Below are 18,150 nucleotides of genomic sequence, written 5' to 3' on the forward strand. Positions count from 1 at the left end.
TGGTTTATGTCACTGTTAGAAATTAAAAACTTATCAGTCACATTCAGCGGCTTCAGAGCGGTTGATAACATTAGTTATAGTGTTGATAAAGGCGAGATCCTCGGTATTGTTGGCGAATCTGGTTCAGGTAAATCAGTAAGCTCTATGTCTATCATGGGCTTAATTGACCATCCGGGAATCGTTACTGCAGATAGTTTGTTGTATGAAGGTCAAGACCTGTTAACTATGCCTGAAAAGCGACGACGTCAATTGACGGGTGCTGATATTTCGATGATATTCCAAGACGCGATGACCAGTTTGAATCCGTGTTTCACGGTGGGTTATCAGATCATGGAAACATTGAAAGTACACCAAGGCGGTAGTAAATCAGCACGTAAAGTACGGGCGATTGAATTATTGGATTTAGTCGGTATTCCTGCGCCGGAAAGTCGTTTGAATGTCTATCCACATCAACTGTCTGGCGGTATGAGCCAACGTGTGATGATTGCCATGGCATTGGCCTGTGATCCGAAACTATTAATTGCTGATGAACCAACAACCGCATTGGATGTAACTATTCAAGCGCAGATTATTGACCTGCTGGTTGACCTGCAGAAGAAAAATAACATGGGCTTGATCCTTATTACTCATGATCTAGCCTTGGTTGCTGAAGTGGCTGATCGTGTTGTGGTGATGTACGCCGGTCAAATTGTGGAAACAGGGATCGCAGAGGAAGTATTTAAGCATCCTAAGCACCCGTACACTCAAGCACTGCTAGCCTCATCGCCAGAATCGGCCATCGGTAAATCACGCCTTGCGGCCTTACCTGGTGTGGTTCCTGGTGCATATGACCGTCCTGTTGGTTGCCTGCTTAATCCTCGTTGCCCGTATGCAATCGATAAGTGTCGCACCGAAGAGCCAGGCGCACATGAAAGCCCATTAGGTCAGGTTAAATGTCATACGCCGTTAACTATCGAAGGGAGACCTGCAGCATGAGTGAAGTTGTAAATATAAATACTACAGAGCAACAACCATTATTAAAAGCGGTTGATCTGAAAAAACATTACCAAGTTGAGCAAGGTTTCCGTAAGCCAAGCGCAACTGTTAAAGCGCTTGATGGCGTATCATTTACGTTAGACGCAGGTAAGACGTTAGCGATTGTAGGCGAGTCAGGTTGTGGTAAGTCAACGCTAGGGCGTTTGCTGACGATGATTGAAACGCCAACAAATGGCGAAATTGATTTCCAAGGTCAAGATTTATTGAGAATGGATAAAGACACATTCAAAGTATTGCGTCAGAAGATCCAGATCGTATTTCAAAACCCGTATGGTTCGCTAAACCCACGTAAAAAAGTGGGACAAATTTTAGAAGAACCATTAGAAATTAATACCAAGTTAACTAAAGCGCAGCGTAAAGAAAAATCATTAGCGATCATGGCGAAAGTAGGCTTGAAGACGGAGCATTACGACCGTTACCCGCACATGTTTTCGGGTGGCCAACGTCAGCGTATCGCTATTGCCCGTGGCTTGATGTTAGATCCAAGTGTGGTTGTTGCAGATGAACCTGTGTCAGCACTGGATGTATCGGTACAAGCGCAAGTATTAAACTTGATGATGGATCTGCAAGACGAGCTGAATTTAAGCTATGTGTTTATCTCACATGATTTATCTGTGGTTGAACACATCGCTAATGACGTGATTGTGATGTATCTGGGCCGCGTTGTTGAGCATACGACTAAAGAAGAGTTGTTTGCTAATCCACGTCATCCTTATACCCAAGCTTTGTTATCAAGTACCCCGCAGTTAAACCCTGCACACCGTCGTAAACGTATTAAGCTGGTGGGGGAATTACCATCACCACTTGATCCGCCAAAAGGCTGTGCTTTCCACGCGCGCTGTCAGTTTGCTAATGAACGTTGCAATGTTGAGCAACCGACATTAGTTACATATGGTAAATCGTTAATTGCTTGTCATGCGGTTGAAGAACAACGTATTTAACTTTTAGATAAGCGGGTAAACAGTAAACGTACAAGCTGGATTAGTTAAAATAAGCCTACTGTTGCTGGCATGGATGCCAGCCCCAAGCTTCCAGGGATGGATTTACAGCGTGTAGAGCGTTTTTAACTAATACCAATGCCTATAAATAACGGTACAGAAAAATGCTATTGCTATCGCAAACATACATGGCCATGGATGGCCTTGTCTAAGCGAACAGGGATGTCTTGAGCGGTTTGCAGGAGTAATATCATTTTGATCACTTAGTTTTCGGAATTGGTATAATTTGGCGAAAGGCGAAACGAAAAAGGCTCTACTTGATGTGAATCGAGTAGAGCCTTTTTATTAGCTAGCATTTGTAATGACGAAGATTACAGCGCCACAAACGCCTTAATACTGGCTTCAATACCGCTATCATCTAAGCCTAATTCAGCATAGATTTCATCTTGAGTACCTTGATGAATAAACGTATCTGGCAGACCTAAGTTTAATGTCGGAGTCATTAACTTATTCGCCATCAAGTACTCATTCACCCCTGAACCAGCGCCACCCATGATCGCGCCATCTTCAATCGTGACTAAGATATCATGGCTTTTGGCCATTGCCACTAATAACGCTTCATCTAGAGGCTTAGCAAAGCGCATATCAACAACCGTCGCATTTAAGCGCTCAGCTGCAGGTATCGCGTTATGCATTAAGGTACCGAAACATAAGATCGCCACTTTTTCACCTTGACGACGAACAATACCTTTACCAATTTCAAATTCAGTAAATGCCTGTTCAACATCAATGCCAGTACCGCTACCACGTGGATAACGTACTGCAGCAGGACCATTATACTGGTAACCGGTATGCAGCATTTGACGACATTCATTTTCGTCACTTGGCGTCATGATCACCATTTTCGGGATACAACGCATAAAGCTAATATCAAACGCACCTTGATGCGTTTGACCATCTGCACCAACGAGACCTGCACGGTCAATAGCAAATAATACCGGTAGATCTTGAATGGCTACATCGTGAATAAGTTGATCGTAACCGCGTTGTAAGAACGTTGAGTAGATTGCCACAACTGGTTTATGACCACCAATAGCCAGACCCGCAGCAAACGTCACACAGTGCTGTTCGGCAATCGCCACATCAAAATATTGTTGTGGGTAAGTCTCAGAGAACTTGATCATACCCGAGCCCGCGCCCATCGCAGGTGTCACTGCTGCTAGCTTGTCATCTGTTGCTGCGACATCACATAACCAGTTACCAAAGATCTTGGAAAAGGTTGGTTTAGACGGTGCTGCAACAGGTAATGTATCTTCTTCAGGGTTGAATTTAGGTACGGCATGATAACCCAGCTGATCTTGTTCAGCTGGTGCATAGCCTTTGCCTTTCTTCGTTACCACGTGTAAGAACTGCGGCCCTTTTAGACTGCGCATATTACGCAATGTTTCAACTAAACCATTCACATCATGACCGTCAATAGGACCGATATAGTTAAAGCCGAATTCTTCGAATAATGTGCTTGGTACGACCATGCCTTTTAAGTGCTCTTCAGCGCGACGCGCAAGCTCCTTAATTGGTGGGATACCAGAGAGTACTTTTTTACCGTTCTCACGAAAACTAGAGTAAATATCACCAGATAATAATTTGGCTAAATGTTTATTTACTGCGCCAACATTTTCTGAAATCGACATATCGTTATCATTTAAAATAACCAGTACGTCTTTGTTGATATGACCTGCATGGTTTAATGCTTCAAACGCCATGCCGCCAGTAATCGCACCATCGCCAATAATAGCCACAGTCTTACGGTTTTTACCTTCTTGATCTGCAGCAACCGCGAGACCGAGTGCCGCACTGATGGATGTAGATGAGTGACCTACATTCAGATGATCATATTCACTTTCATCCCGCCAAGGGAACGGGTGTAATCCGCCTTTTTGGCGAATAGTAGACATGCGATCACGACGACCCGTTAAAATTTTGTGTGGGTAAGCTTGATGACCTACGTCCCATAATAATTTGTCGTGTGGGGTATTGTAGACATAATGCAGGGCAACCGTTAATTCAACAACGCCTAAACCAGAAGCAAAGTGACCGCCACTTTTACCTACCGATTGTAATAAATAGCTACGCAGTTCATCACACAAGTCATCGAGACGATCTGCGGGTAGTTGACGCAACTCTTCAGGAATGTCTGCCAATGCTAATGTAGGGTAGTTCGAAATATCTAAGCTCATAATTTTTATAATTTTTATACTTTGTTAGAATCGGTTATTTATTTCGCTCGATGATGTACTGCGTAAATAATGCGAGAGTGGTCGTATCATGCGGAATTGTTTCTAAGGCGAACATCGCTTGTTGATACAGTGCTTGGGCTTTTTCTTGCGCCCCAGCTAAACCGAGTAATGCTGGATAAGTTGATTTATTTAATTCGATATCCGAACCTTGCGGTTTACCCAGCGTTGCAGTATCGCTGATTATATCCAAAATGTCATCTTGCACTTGGAATGCTAAACCGATAGCGTTAGACCATTTATCCAATGCCGCTAATAACTCAACCGAGCGATGTGGTGATGCGAGCACACCGAGCTTTGCTGCACAATTAATTAATGCACCGGTTTTATTATTATGAATAGCTTCAAGTTGAGTCAGTGATATCTGTTTACCGGTTGCGGCTAAATCCATGGCTTGACCACCACACATGCCGCGATAGCCACTGGCTTGTGTCAGTGATTTTAACATGGCTAAACGATTTTTTTCTGCTGCTGGCGCCAATGCACAATCGAGTAACATTTCAAAAGCAAAAGGTTGTAGGGCATCACCGGCTAAGATCGCCGTCGCATGATCAAATTTAATGTGGCAAGTCGGTTGGCCACGGCGTAAATCATCATCGTCCATTGCGGGTAAATCATCATGAATTAATGAATACGCATGAATTGATTCGATTGCAGCAGCAGGACCATCAAGATCGCGAAGATTAACACCAAGCATTTCACCAACGGCATATACGATCACGGGGCGAATACGTTTTCCACCTTGTAATAGACCATATTCCATCGCCGGGGCAAGCTGAGTATCATGTACTGGTAACAAGTTTATTTGCTGCTGCAAATAATCATTGATACGGCCTTGGTATAAGGCGATTGAATTTGAAAGCTGCACTATTTAATTACTACTGTCAGAATTGAAGGGAGCAAGTGTTTGCTGGTCACCGTTGGCGAGTAATATAGCTACTTGCTGTTCAGCATGCTGCAGTTTTTGCGAGCTAGCGCGTGTTAAGCTAATGCCACGTTCAAATTGCTTTAACGCATTATCAAGTTCACAATCACCTTGCTCTAGACTGCTCACAATTGTCTCTAACTCTGCAATAGACGCCTCAAACGTCATATTTTCTGGTTTTTTTACCGCCATCGTCTGTCCCTCTGATAATATACTCGGGTATTATACCCAATTAATAAGGTATATACAGCTTAACTGTGAGATGACAGCAATAAGCAAGACAAGATCACTTAAGATATTTACTTGCTTGCCGATATAGTTCAATGAATACACTCGCTATAAATATGATCATAATTTGCTTGAGATGGGGAATGTTGTGGATTTAGCAACTTTAATAGGATTGGTCGGCTCGTTTGCCTTTGTTGTAATGGCAATGGTATTGGGTGGCGATATAAGTACGTTTGTTGATACACAATCGGTATTGATTGTATTTATCGGCTCACTGTTTGTGGTATTGATGCATTTTAACTTTGGCCAATTTTTAGCCGCAGCAAAAATTGCGATTAAAGCGTTTATGTTCAAAATAGATAAACCAGAAGAGTTAATCGAGCAAGCGGTAGAAATGGCGGATGCAGCGCGTAAAGGTGGTTTTTTAGCCCTTGAAGAAGCGGAAGTTAAAAATGAATTTATGCAAAAAGGCATCGATTTATTAGTCGATGGCCATGATGCTACGGTTGTCAGTCAAACTTTACAAAAAGATATTAAACTAACGACAGCGCGCCATAAAGCCGGTATTCATGTGTTTACTATGATTGGTGAAGTTGCGCCAGCAATGGGAATGATTGGTACCTTGATTGGTCTGGTGGCGATGTTATCAAACATGGATGATCCCAAATCAATTGGCCCTGCGATGGCCGTTGCCTTGCTAACCACATTATATGGCGCTGTTTTTGCCAATATGATTGCCATTCCGATTGCAGGTAAATTGAAACTTCGTTCTGAAGAGGAGATGTTGAATAACACTTTAATTATGGATGCGATTTTAGGTATTCAAGAAGGTCGAAACCCCAGGGTCATCGAAAGTTTATTAAAGAATTACCTCAATTCATCAAAACGAGCAATTGGCGATTCAGAGGTTTAGTTTTCGTGAATAGAGAGAAACCCTATGTCAGATGAAGAATGTGATTGTCCACCCCCAGGCCTACCCGCTTGGATGGGAACATTTGCCGATTTAATGAGCCTGTTAATGTGCTTCTTTGTATTGCTGCTGTCATTTTCAGAAATGGACGTGGTGAAATTTAAGCAAATTGCGGGTTCTATGCAGTTTGCGTTTGGCGTCCAAAATCAGATTGATGTAAAGAATATTCCCAAGGGCACGACGGTTATTGCTCAGGAGTTTCGTCCTGGCCGTCCAGACCCAACGCCGATTGAAACCATCATGCAGCACACGATTGATAACAGTGAAGCTGAGTTGGACTTTAAAGATGGTGAAGATCAAAATGCGGGTGGTAAAAATAAACTTGCAGAAGACAATAATGGCGGTAAGTCACCTGAAACGTCGACGCGTGATAATACCCCAACAGAAAAGATAGAAGTAACCGAAGATACCAGTGAATTAGTTAAAGCCTTGGCTGAAGCATTAAAAGAAGAAGTGGAAAGTGGTGGCGTTGAGGTTGAAAATCTCGGTCAGCAAATCATTATTCGTATTAATGAAAAGGGCTCATTTCCTGCTGGGTCAGCTTTTTTACAACCACGTTTCCGTCCTGTGATCCAAAAGGTAGCGCAGTTATTAGCGACTATACCTGGCATAATTACCATTGCAGGGCATACGGGTAAAGAGCAGCTACATTCAGAACTCTATCGTTCGAAGTGGGATCTGTCGAGCCAGCGTGCTGTGTCAGTGGCGCATGAAATGCTGAAGGTTAAAGATTTCACTGAAAACCGCTTGATCGTGCAGGGCATGGCAGATACTCAGCCGTTAACCGATGTCAAAAGTGAACTACGCCGTAACCGTCGGGTTGAAATCAGCATAATGCAAGGGAAGGCGAAACTATCAGAGCCGTTAGATGTAGTTAGATAAGGTTAAATAACAGGTTAGAGAGGCTCGCAACGTGGATGGACACATGTTGCGAGCTTTTTTTTGGCTATTGATTCAGCGAGTAGTATTAACCCATAAGTATTAATACGGGTTGATTGTTGAGTATGTATTCTAATAAGGGTCAATTAAGTATATTAGCATCACATTTAGATACTTAATCTTAACAATTGTCGTATTGTAGGTATTAACGGTTGTGGATTGATGATAGTTTAGAATATATAGCAATTAAATGAATTAATTGTTACTGTAAATACTACTCCTTTAGGGTTGCTTGATATTTCAATTCAACAAAAATTGAAATGTAAAACAAATTTAAAGGTCATGGATGTAATTGTCGTACTTGGAGTTTGTACATGTTAAAAAATAAAATCACCCAATCATTATTATTAAGCGCAGGTCTTGCGTTTGCTGCCACTTCCCTCACTGCTACTGCTGCAGAAGTTCCTGCCGGCGTTAAACTTGCTAAAATTCAAGAGCTCGTTCGTGGTAACGGCACTGAAGTTGCCTCGTTAGACCCTCAAAAAACTCAAGGTGTTCCAGAATCGCATGTAATCCGTGATTTACTTGAAGGTCTGGTAAACCAAGACGCGAATGGTGTCACTATACCGGGTGTAGCTGAACGTTGGGAAACTACAGATAATAAAGTATTCACTTTTTACCTACGTAAAGATGCGAAATGGTCGAATGGTGATGCTGTAACGGCGGATGATTTTGTATATAGCTTCCAACGCGCGGTTGATCCTGCTACTGCTTCACCTTATGCATGGTATCTAGATATGACGACCATGGTGAATGCTTCTGATATCATCGGTGGCAAAAAGGACAAGTCTACGTTGGGTGTTAGAGCGATTGATGCCAACACATTTGAAGTAACGCTTGACAGTCCTGTCCCTTATTTCGTTAAAATGATGGGCCACACAACGGTTAAACCAGTACATAAAGCAACGGTAGAAAAATTCGGCGATAAATGGACTAAACCAGAAAACTTCGTTGGTAACGGTGCATTTGTAGTTAAGAACTGGGTTGTGAACGAACGTCTAGAATTAGTTCGTAATGAACAATATTGGGATAATGCAAAAACAGTTTTAAATAAAGTCACTTTCTTACCGATCGAAAACCAAGTCGCAGATATGAATCGCTTCTTATCTGGTGAGATTGATTTCACTTATGAGATCCCGAATGAGCATTTCCGCCGCCTGCAGAAAGAATACCCTGAATCAGTTTCGATTAAAGGTGATTTGTGTACTTATTACTACAACTTCAATACACATAAACCACCATTTGATGATGTGCGTGTACGTAAAGCGATCTCTTATTCAATTGATCGTAATATCATCGCCAACGCGATTCTTGGTCAAGGCCAGAAACCAGCTTACTTCTTAACGCCTGAAATTGTTGCAGGTTTTAACCCTGAAACACCTGCCTATGGCAAGCTAACGCAAAAAGAACGTAATGAAAAAGCGAAAGAGCTGTTAGCGGAAGCGGGATATAACAAGTCAAATCCTCTAGAATTCAACCTGTTGTATAATACTTCTGAAAATCACAAGAAAATTGCAGTCGCAATTGCGTCTATGTGGAAGAAAAACTTAGGTGTATCGGTAACACTCGAAAACCAAGAGTGGAAAACCTATATAGAAAGCAAAAATCAGGGTGATTTTGAAGCCTCTCGTGCTGGTTGGTGTGGTGATTATAATGAAGCATCGACATTCACTTCATTAATGGAAGGCAACAACACAACGGGTGGTATCCACTATAAGAGTGCTGAATACGACAAGCTAACAAAAGATGCAGTGAAAGCAACGTCTGAAGAAAAACGTACAGAGCTTTATTATGCTCAAGAAGCGCTGTTAACTAAAGATATGCCAATCGCGCCTATCTATCAGTATGTTAAAGCGCGTTTAGTAAGCCCATACTTGGGTGGTTACGCAATAAACAATGCTGAAGATAAACTTTACTCTAAAGATATGTACATCATCGCTGAGTAAACGTTTGCCATACTATTAATTTTATCTATCAATAGTATTTATACCAACCGCATGCGGTATTACGCATGCGGTCTTCTTCATTTTTAAATTGTCATAGATTGAGTTAGATTATGCTTAAATTCATCTTAAAACGAATTCTAGAAGCAATACCGACCATGCTGGTATTGATCACCGTGTCTTTTTTCCTTATGCGCTTCGCCCCTGGTAGCCCATTCTCAAGTGAGAAAACACTGCCGCCACAAGTGATGGCAAATATTAATGCTAAGTATGGTTTAGACAAGCCAGTACTTGAGCAATACGTAACATACCTTACCAATGTCATTCAAGGTGACTTAGGTCCTTCCTTTAAATACAAAGATTTTACCGTAAATGAGCTGGTTGCTTCGGCATTACCGGTATCAGCAAAAATTGGTGCTTTCGCGTTTGTATTCGCACTGGTATTCGGCGTTTTTGTCGGCACCATAGCTGCTTTAAATCAAAATACGTGGTTAGACTACAGTATTATGTCCACCGCCATGATCGGGGTCGTATTACCTTCTTTTGTACTCGCACCCGCGCTTATTTACTTATTTTCGATTGATCTTGGCTGGTTCCCTGCTGGTGGTTGGTTAGATGGTTCGCTGAAATACATGGTTTTACCGGTATTAGGCATGTCGATGTTATATGTTGCTACTTTCGCGCGTATTACCCGCGGTAGCATGATTGAAACCATGAATAGTAACTTTATTCGTACTGCGCGTTCGAAAGGCTTGAGTTTCCCATACATAGTAATGAAACATGCATTGAAACCAGCGATGTTACCTGTGGTTTCATATATGGGTCCTGCTTTCGTTGGTATCATCACCGGTTCAGTGGTGATTGAAACAATTTTTGGTTTACCAGGGATTGGTAAGCTGTTTGTAAACGCGGCATTTAACCGAGATTACTCTTTGGTTATGGGTGTCACGATCCTCATCGGATTCTTGTTTATCTTATTCAATGCAGTAGTCGATATTCTACTTGCTTATGTTGATCCGAAAATTCGTTACTAAGGGATTAGGTATGTTATCTAAAACAGCAAAAGTCGAAGCGTTAAACAACTTCTCGACAAATTTAGAGATTGAAGGCCGTAGTTTGTGGCAGGATGCGCGTATTCGATTTATGCGTAATAAAGCGGCAATGGTCAGTTTATTCATCTTATTTTTGATCACACTGTCAGTAATCTTCGTGCCGATGTTCAGTCAATATGCATTCGATGATACCGATTGGTATGCGATGCATGCGCCGCCATCAGTGGACCATTGGTTTGGTACTGATAGTTTAGGCCGTGATTTATTTGTACGTACCTTTATTGGTGGTCGTATTTCGATGATGGTTGGTGTGATGGGCGCATTTGTTGCAGTGCTTATCGGTACTTTATATGGCGCTGCATCTGGCTTTATTGGCGGCAAAACTGACCGTGTAATGATGCGTATCCTAGAGATCCTTTACGCGATTCCGTTCATGTTCCTGGTTATCGTATTAGTGACTTTCTTTGGTCGTGACATTATCTTAATTTTTGTGGCGATTGGTGCTATTGCATGGTTAGACATGGCACGTATTGTCCGTGGCCAAACATTAAGCTTACGTGGTAAAGAGTTCATCGAAGCAGCACATGTTTGTGGCGTGAGCAAGTGGGGCATTATTACGCGTCACATTGTGCCGAATGTATTAGGTATTGTTGCCGTGTACTCAACGTTGCTTATTCCAAGCATGATTTTAACTGAATCTTTTCTTAGCTTCCTTGGTTTAGGCGTGCAAGAGCCTATGACTAGTTGGGGCGCGTTATTGCAAGAAGGTGCACAAACGATGGAACTGGCTATCTGGCAATTAGGTTTCCCAGCGCTGTTCATGGTTGTCACTCTGTTTTGCTTTAACTATGTCGGTGATGGTCTACGTGACGCGCTTGATCCAAAAGACAGATAATTGCTAAATAGAATGGCTTAAAGTGAGCAGAACCTAATTTAAGCCATTCTAGCGTAAAATATATTGCTGACTACACAGTTAGATGTAGCGCTAGAACAAGATTAAGGATGTCAGAATGAGTTTACTAGATGTTAAAGACCTACGGGTTGAGTTTACTACCCAAGACGGTAATGTAACGGCGGTTAATGATTTAAATTTCTCTCTAAGCCCAGGTGAAACGCTGGGTATTGTTGGCGAATCTGGTTCGGGTAAATCTCAGACCGTATTTGCGATCATGGGATTGCTGGCAAAAAACGGTATTATTACTGGTAGTGCCAAGTTCGAAGGTAAAGAGATTTTAAATTTACCGGAAAAAGAACTTAACCATGTGCGTGCAGAACAAATTGCGATGATTTTCCAAGACCCGATGACCTCATTGAACCCTTACATGAAGGTCAGTGAACAGATGATGGAAGTGCTTATTCATCATAAAGGTATGTCACGTAAAGAAGCGTTTGAAGAATCTGTATTCATGCTGGAATCGGTAAAGATCCCAGAAGCGCGTCTACGTATTAACATGTACCCACATGAATTCTCGGGTGGCATGCGTCAACGTGTAATGATTGCGATGGCGTTATTATGTCGCCCTAAATTGCTGATTGCTGACGAACCAACAACGGCATTGGACGTAACCATTCAAGCGCAGATCATGCAGTTGTTGAATGAATTAAAAGACAAGTTTAATACCGCGATTATTATGATTACCCATGATTTAGGTGTGGTTGCTGGTAGTTGTGACAAAGTATTAGTGATGTATGCGGGTCGTACGATGGAGTATGGCAAGGTGAATGACATCTTCTATACACCAAGCCACCCTTATACAGAAGGGCTGCTTAAGTCGATTCCACGTTTAGATTCTGAAGGTGATATTTTACCGACTATTCCGGGAAATCCACCGAATATGTTATCCCTGCCAAAAGGGTGTGCGTATCACGAACGTTGTCATCGTGCACAAGATAGTTGCACGCAAGCACCACCACAATTACTCCCATTTGCTGGCGACCGTTTACGTGCCTGCTTCTCAGACCAGGGGACATGGTAATGACAGTTATTGAAAAACAACAAGTAGCAACAGAGCACGCTGTACCCGAGAAGCAAGGTGTAGCAACACAACAAGTTCAAGTTGCTGTACAAGCAGTAAAAAAAGAACTGTTATTAGAAGTGAACAACCTTAAAGTTCAGTTTGATATTCCGTCAAAGTCATTATGGCCTTGGGCGCCATCACTACCACTGAAAGCGGTTGATGGTGTGAGTATTAAGCTATACGAAGGCGAAACGCTGGGTGTAGTAGGGGAATCAGGTTGTGGTAAATCAACCTTTGCTCGTGCACTTATTGGCTTAGTGCCAGCTGCTGCCGGTAATGTGGTGTGGTTAGGTCAAGATTTGACGCGTTTACCGCACAATGAAATGCGTGAAAAACGCAAAGAAATTCAAATGATTTTCCAAGATCCGTTAGCGTCGCTTAATCCGCGTATGACGGTGGGTGATATTATTGCTGAGCCGCTACGTACTTTCTTCCCTCGTCTTACTAAAGAGGAAGTAAAAGAACAGGTGAAGGACATGATGACCAAGGTAGGTTTACTACCAAACGTGATCAACCGTTACCCGCATGAGTTCTCAGGCGGCCAGTGTCAGCGTATTGGTATTGCCCGTGCACTTATTTTGAAACCTAAGATGATTATTTGTGATGAACCGGTATCGGCATTGGACGTATCGATTCAAGCGCAGGTAGTTAACTTATTACAATCATTGCAAAAAGAACTGGGTTTAAGCCTGATCTTTATTGCCCATGATTTATCGATTGTGAAACACATTTCCGATCGTGTATTAGTGATGTATCTGGGTAATGCAGTGGAACTGGGTGAGTCAAAAGCCTTGTTCGCCGAGCCTAAACATCCGTACACCAAAGCCTTGATGTCTGCCGTGCCGATCCCTGATCCGATACTCGAGCGTCAGAAAAAAATTGAAATGCTGGAAGGTGATTTACCTTCACCACTTAATCCGCCATCGGGTTGTGTATTCCGTACACGTTGCCCGGTAGCGACAGCTGCTTGTGCAGAGACTAAACCGACGTTAGCCGGTGATGACGAACATGCTGTAGCTTGTTTGCTCGTAGCTTAGACCTTTGGCTGGATGAGTTGATTAACAGCCTTATAATATAAAATAGTTATAATATTCTATACCTGTCAGCAATGTGTTGATGGGTATTTTTTTGTCTCGCTCCTCTGATTACGGATAATTATATGAAACTTAAAAACATAGCACTTTCTGCTTTAACCATTGCTATTGCAACAGGTTGCGCTACAGCAGATCAACAACCTCAGCACGAATGGACACAAGATAAAGAATATAATCTGACGATCCTACACACCAATGATAACCACGGCAATTTCTGGCAGAACAAATACGGTGAACGTGGTATGGCTGCACGTGCAACCCTTATCAATAGCATCCGCGCTGAAGTAAAGTCTGAAGGTGGCTCTGTACTACTATTATCTGGTGGTGATATTAATACCGGTGTACCTGAATCAGATCTGCAAGATGCTGAACCAGATTTCATTGGCATGAATATGATTGGTTATGATGCGATGACATTAGGTAATCATGAGTTTGATAATTCACTAGACGTACTAGCTAAACAAGAAGGTTGGGCAAACTTCCCGTTTATTTCTGCCAATATCTATAAAGATGGCGAACGCATGTTCGACGCTTACAAAATCTTTAATAAAGACGGTATCAAGATCGCTGTTATCGGTCTAACGACAGAAGATACGGCCAAGATTGGTAATCCTGAATTTATCAGTGCATTAGAATTCCGCGATCCGAAAGTGGAAGCTAAAGCAATCATTGCTGAATTGAAAGCAACAGAAAATCCAGATGTGATTATTGCTGCAACGCACATGGGCCATTACCTAAACGGTGATAATGGTTCCAATGCACCGGGCGATGTGCAGTTAGCGCGTTACCTGAATGAAGGCGATTTAGATATGATCGTCGGCGGTCACTCGCAAGAACCTGTGTGTATGGAAGGCGCTGAATACGCAAACTTCAAACCAGGGCAAAGCTGTACGCCAGATGTGCAAAACGGCACTGACATTGTACAAGCACACGAATGGGGTAAATACGTAGGACGTGCGGATTACACCTTCAAGAATGGTGAATTTACACTGGCGTCTTACAACCTTATTCCGGTTAACTTAAAGCAAAAAATCAAAGTTGATGGTAAGAAAACACGTGTGTTAATCCAAGACGAGATTGCACAAGATCCAACAGTGCTTGCAACATTAAAACCATTCCAAGAAAAAGGCCAAAGCGCGTTAAATATCAAGATTGGTTACTCTAATGGTTTGTTGCAAGGTGACCGTGACGTGGTGCGTAACAACCAAACTAATCTAGGCCGTTTAATTGCTACTGCACACATGGAACGCGCTAAAGCTGATTTCGGTATTATGAATTCAGGTGGTGTACGTGCGTCTATCGAGGCTGGTGATATTACATATAAAGATGTATTAACGGTACAACCGTTTGGCAATATTATTACTTATGTTGATATGACGGGTAGCGAGGTAATGGATTACTTAAACGTCGTTGGCACGATGCAGAAAGACTCTGGTGCATTCGCACAATTTGCTGGTATCTCGATGACAGTTACAAACGGCCAAGTGTCTAACGTGGTGATTACAGGTAACGCGATTGATTTAGCTAAGTCATATCGTTTCACGATCCCATCGTTTAACGCCGCGGGTGGTGATGGTTATCCAAAAATATCGATGCATTCAACCTTTGTTAACACAGGTTATGTGGATGCTGAAGTACTGAAAGAATACATCGAAGCTAACTCACCGATTAACGTTGCTGATTTCGAGCCAAAAAATAAAATGGTTTATAAATAATATTGCTATGTAGTTTTGCTATAGCGTGATGCTATAAAATAAGGTTATTAAAAAAAGCTAATAAACAGTGTTTATTAGCTTTTTTTGTGTTGTTTTTATTATTCATCGTGCGCCTTAAAAATAAATAGCTATAACGATTTGTGTGAGCTAACCATGCGATTTACAGCAAGTTTTCAAGTTAAAATGGCAACCACTCAATTTGAGTAATTATTCGATACGAACAACTAGTAAACGTCAAAGTTTTGAGTGAAAGTACTATGAAGTAGATATTGATTGGAAGTTTGTGTTTGATCACACTTTTAGACATCTAACTCTAATTTCACCCTATCATTATTGAACTTTTTCGTAATCGCGATACACTCGCGCCATAAAAAATAGCGCTGACTCATACAGAGCTGTGCACCATAAAATGGAAGTAATGATGAAAAACATTAAAAATGCAGCATTAGCTGCAACAACTCTTGCTGCTCTTTCTTGCAACGCGTTTGCGGCTGATTATTCTGATGATATCCACAAGAATGATTACAAATGGTCTCAGTTCAACTTAATGTATGTTGTTGGTGAAAAACCAAGCGATTCTGATAGCAAAAAGCATGACTATTTAGAAATGGAATTCGGCGGCCGTTCAGGGGTTGTCGATTTATACGGTTATGTTGATGTATTTAACCTAACAAATAAAAACTCTAGTAGTTCAGATAAAAATGATGGCGCAAGCAAGTTATATATGAAACTTGCACCACGCTTTTCACTTGATGGCATGACAGGTAAAGACTTATCTTTTGGTCCAGTTCAAGAACTATACGTAGCTACATTATTTAACTGGGGTGGCGGTCCGATTGGCGAGGATACTAATAACGCATTCGTTGGTCTAGGTTCAGATGTGATGGTACCTTGGTTAGGTAAAGTTGGTATGAACCTTTACGGTTTATACGATGTGAATGCAACTGATTGGAACGGTTACCAATTCTCGATGAACTGGTTTAAACCTGTGATTAATTTTGATAATGGCAGCTTCATATCTTACCAAGGTTACATTGATTACCAGTTTGGTGCTGAATCAAGCGCGACTAATGTAAGTAGCGGTGGTGCGATGTACAATGGCATCTATTGGCATTCAGATCGTTACTCAGTTGGTTATGGTTTGAAAGCGTATAATGATATTTATACAATCAAATCAAGTGTAGGTAGTGGCTTTGCTCATTACTTCGCTGCAACTTACAAATTCTAAGAACTTAATCTTAGTTTAAGTTTGTGGAGTCACCTCTCGCGTGGCTCCAAGTTCCCTTCAAGTTATACCTTTCCTAGTGCTACTCTGTAAGTCACTCCTTAAATTCGTCTCACTATCGATTTGATATTATCTAATCCTACAGCCCTATAAAAATCATTTTCTTCTGTATGATTTCCATCCCCTTGAAGCCATTTAAATCATGTGTTCTATGATGTGCTTATCTATGTAACTTAACTATATAACTTAATAAGCTGAGCCTTAGTGATGCTGTTGTTAGTGATAGAAAACGTCTATATAGCATGATTGCGAGTTGGGCTGATTTGGTAAGGTAAATTAAAGTAGGAGTATACGATGATCTTTATGCAGTTAAGAACGGGGGGAGGTATAGTTAAGACTAAAGAGCCAGTGTCATCTTCATCTAGCTCTTATTGTAGCGCCGCAGATTGCGTAAACAACGTAGAGGAAAGTCGCGTTTAAGCGTGCTGCGGCGTGGTTTTAAAACTAACGAGCAAGGCTGTTAATTGGGTCATGCCGTAACCGAGTAAGCCACCAAGCAGTAATGGTGGAATAATAGCATGTACATCACCGGCCATGGCAAAGGTAATACAGCAGCCAATAAAAGCACCTGGGATAAAGGCGAGTTTGCTATAACTGGCTTGTAAGCACATCATGCTGGTGACGATACCTGTGAGTAGATAGCCTAATAGCGGCGTATCAACCAAGCCACTGCCAGTGATCGCCAACCAAGCCCAAAATACCCCAGATAAATTAGTGAACCAGGCCATTAATACGCCTTGAAATCCAGCTTTGGGTTGCGCAAAGTAAGTGCTGCAACTTAAAAAACCTATCCAGGTAACCAGATGAAACGTATCGGCTATACCACACCATAGCGCAGCAAGTAGACCTGCTGAAATTGCTACTTGATAACGATTATTCATTTTTTAGCTCTATTATATACAAATAATATTAGTGGTTAAATTACAGTATTATTAAAGCTGAAAACTTGAACTCGATCGTAAATATGATATTAAAATAGCCATGATATTAAAATGTTATGGCGAAAATATAACCAGCTCCATTACTTCTGATATAAGTAGTTGCTTCGTAAGGATTACACCTCAATTTCAAGTGAAACCAATCCATCCGTTGTTAGATCTAACTCGCATTTTTATACTTCAGTACTAGAATTATCTTCATTTTAAACTATATTCAATTCATCGAAACGTTTGCGCAAACGTTTCGATGAATTGAATATTGAACACTCAGATTTAGTTATTTTCACCTTGTAAGGCGTGACCCATGAAGAAAAATGCACTTATCAACGCAGACTTATCTTATTTAGTTGCAACGCTTGGACATACCAACGAGATCACCATTTGTGATGCTGGTTTACCGGTTCCCGCGTCAACGCAGCGTATCGATCTTGCGCTTATTCCGGGTGTACCAACATTCATCGCCACGGTTACAGCGATACTGGGCGAGATGCAAATTGAAGGCATCATACTGGCAAAAGAATTTGCAGGCGTTAGCCCTGAATTACATAGCGCCTTACTTGCTGTGATTAAACATGAAGAACAGCTAACCAATAAAACAATCGCAATCACTTATATTAGTCACGAAGCATTTAAGCAACGAACAGAGCAAAGTAAAGCAGTTGTGCGTACCGGTGAATGCACCCCTTATGCGAATGTAATTTTTCAATCGGGCGTGGTGTTTTAACGCGGCTGTTTTCATTCAGCAGTGTATTGATTAAAGCAAACGTAATAACAGC

At 41.6% G+C, this 18,150-nt stretch carries 16 protein-coding genes; 12 read left to right on the forward strand and 4 right to left on the reverse strand.

The features are described from left to right. The first annotated feature begins 6 nt into the window (after positions 1–6). On the forward strand, positions 7–975 hold the full coding sequence (gene dppD / locus A923_RS0107770) for a dipeptide ABC transporter ATP-binding protein (RefSeq protein ID WP_017221103.1): 969 nt from the start codon (positions 7–9) through the stop codon (positions 973–975). After that, a complete protein-coding gene (locus A923_RS0107775; protein ID WP_017221104.1) occupies positions 972–1,976 on the forward strand; it encodes a peptide ABC transporter ATP-binding protein in 1,005 nt (334 codons plus the stop codon). Before dppD ends, A923_RS0107775 begins: the two co-directional genes overlap by 4 nt. A gap of 368 nt (positions 1,977–2,344) precedes the next feature. Here the strand turns inward: A923_RS0107775 and dxs are convergent, their stop codons facing one another. Genes dxs through A923_RS0107790 form a run of 3 tightly spaced genes read right to left on the reverse strand, consistent with a single transcriptional unit; the run spans position 2,345 to position 5,384 of the window. Next, positions 2,345–4,210: a 1-deoxy-D-xylulose-5-phosphate synthase gene (gene dxs / locus A923_RS0107780; protein WP_017221105.1), complete on the reverse strand. Its 1,866-nt coding sequence runs from the start codon at positions 4,208–4,210 to the stop codon at positions 2,345–2,347. Positions 4,211–4,244: 34 nt separating this feature from the next. Then, complete coding sequence (gene ispA, locus A923_RS0107785; protein ID WP_017221106.1) at positions 4,245–5,135, reverse strand: (2E,6E)-farnesyl diphosphate synthase; 891 nt, start codon at positions 5,133–5,135, stop codon at positions 4,245–4,247. 3 nt (positions 5,136–5,138) lie between these two features. Continuing rightward, entirely contained in the window at positions 5,139–5,384 is a 246-nt protein-coding gene (locus A923_RS0107790) for an exodeoxyribonuclease VII small subunit (protein WP_017221107.1), read from the reverse strand. Positions 5,385–5,568: 184 nt separating this feature from the next. On the opposite strand from A923_RS0107790, the gene pomA reads away from it, so the two are divergent. The 9 genes from pomA to A923_RS0107835 all read left to right on the forward strand — a co-directional run bounded on the left by pomA (position 5,569) and on the right by A923_RS0107835 (position 16,379). Next, a complete protein-coding gene (pomA, locus tag A923_RS0107795; protein ID WP_017221108.1) occupies positions 5,569–6,333 on the forward strand; it encodes a flagellar motor protein PomA in 765 nt (254 codons plus the stop codon). Between the two features lie 24 nt (positions 6,334–6,357). Further along, positions 6,358–7,272 carry a flagellar motor protein MotB gene (locus tag A923_RS0107800; RefSeq protein ID WP_017221109.1) on the forward strand — a complete coding sequence of 305 codons (915 nt, stop codon included), beginning with the start codon at positions 6,358–6,360 and terminating at the stop codon, positions 7,270–7,272. 371 nt (positions 7,273–7,643) lie between these two features. Further along, positions 7,644–9,275: an ABC transporter substrate-binding protein gene (locus tag A923_RS0107805; protein ID WP_017221110.1), complete on the forward strand. Its 1,632-nt coding sequence runs from the start codon at positions 7,644–7,646 to the stop codon at positions 9,273–9,275. A gap of 110 nt (positions 9,276–9,385) precedes the next feature. Next, positions 9,386–10,306, forward strand: coding sequence for an oligopeptide ABC transporter permease OppB (oppB, locus tag A923_RS0107810; protein WP_017221111.1), 921 nt, complete (start codon positions 9,386–9,388; stop codon positions 10,304–10,306). Between the two features lie 10 nt (positions 10,307–10,316). Next, positions 10,317–11,219: an oligopeptide ABC transporter permease OppC gene (gene oppC / locus A923_RS0107815; protein ID WP_017221112.1), complete on the forward strand. Its 903-nt coding sequence runs from the start codon at positions 10,317–10,319 to the stop codon at positions 11,217–11,219. A gap of 115 nt (positions 11,220–11,334) precedes the next feature. Continuing rightward, complete coding sequence (gene oppD, locus A923_RS0107820) at positions 11,335–12,300, forward strand: ABC transporter ATP-binding protein (protein WP_017221113.1); 966 nt, start codon at positions 11,335–11,337, stop codon at positions 12,298–12,300. Next, positions 12,300–13,379, forward strand: a complete 1,080-nt coding sequence (oppF, locus tag A923_RS0107825; RefSeq protein WP_017221114.1) for a murein tripeptide/oligopeptide ABC transporter ATP binding protein OppF — start codon at positions 12,300–12,302, stop codon at positions 13,377–13,379. Before oppD ends, oppF begins: the two co-directional genes overlap by 1 nt. Positions 13,380–13,501: 122 nt before the next feature. Further along, a complete protein-coding gene (ushA, locus tag A923_RS0107830) occupies positions 13,502–15,151 on the forward strand; it encodes a bifunctional UDP-sugar hydrolase/5'-nucleotidase UshA (RefSeq protein ID WP_017221115.1) in 1,650 nt (549 codons plus the stop codon). 421 nt (positions 15,152–15,572) lie between these two features. Beyond that, a complete protein-coding gene (locus A923_RS0107835) occupies positions 15,573–16,379 on the forward strand; it encodes a nucleoside-specific channel-forming Tsx family protein (protein WP_017221116.1) in 807 nt (268 codons plus the stop codon). A gap of 473 nt (positions 16,380–16,852) precedes the next feature. On the opposite strand, the gene A923_RS0107840 is transcribed toward A923_RS0107835, so the two are convergent. After that, positions 16,853–17,317 (reverse strand): DUF1097 domain-containing protein, encoded by a 465-nt coding sequence (locus A923_RS0107840; protein ID WP_017221117.1) that lies wholly within the window; start codon positions 17,315–17,317, stop codon positions 16,853–16,855. 361 nt (positions 17,318–17,678) lie between these two features. Between A923_RS0107840 and rbsD the strand changes: the two genes are divergently transcribed. Further along, on the forward strand, positions 17,679–18,098 hold the full coding sequence (gene rbsD, locus A923_RS0107845) for a D-ribose pyranase (protein ID WP_017221118.1): 420 nt from the start codon (positions 17,679–17,681) through the stop codon (positions 18,096–18,098). Positions 18,099–18,150 lie beyond the last annotated feature (52 nt).

It is taken from the genome of Moritella dasanensis ArB 0140, from assembly GCF_000276805.1.
Lineage (GTDB): Bacteria > Pseudomonadota > Gammaproteobacteria > Enterobacterales > Moritellaceae > Moritella > Moritella dasanensis.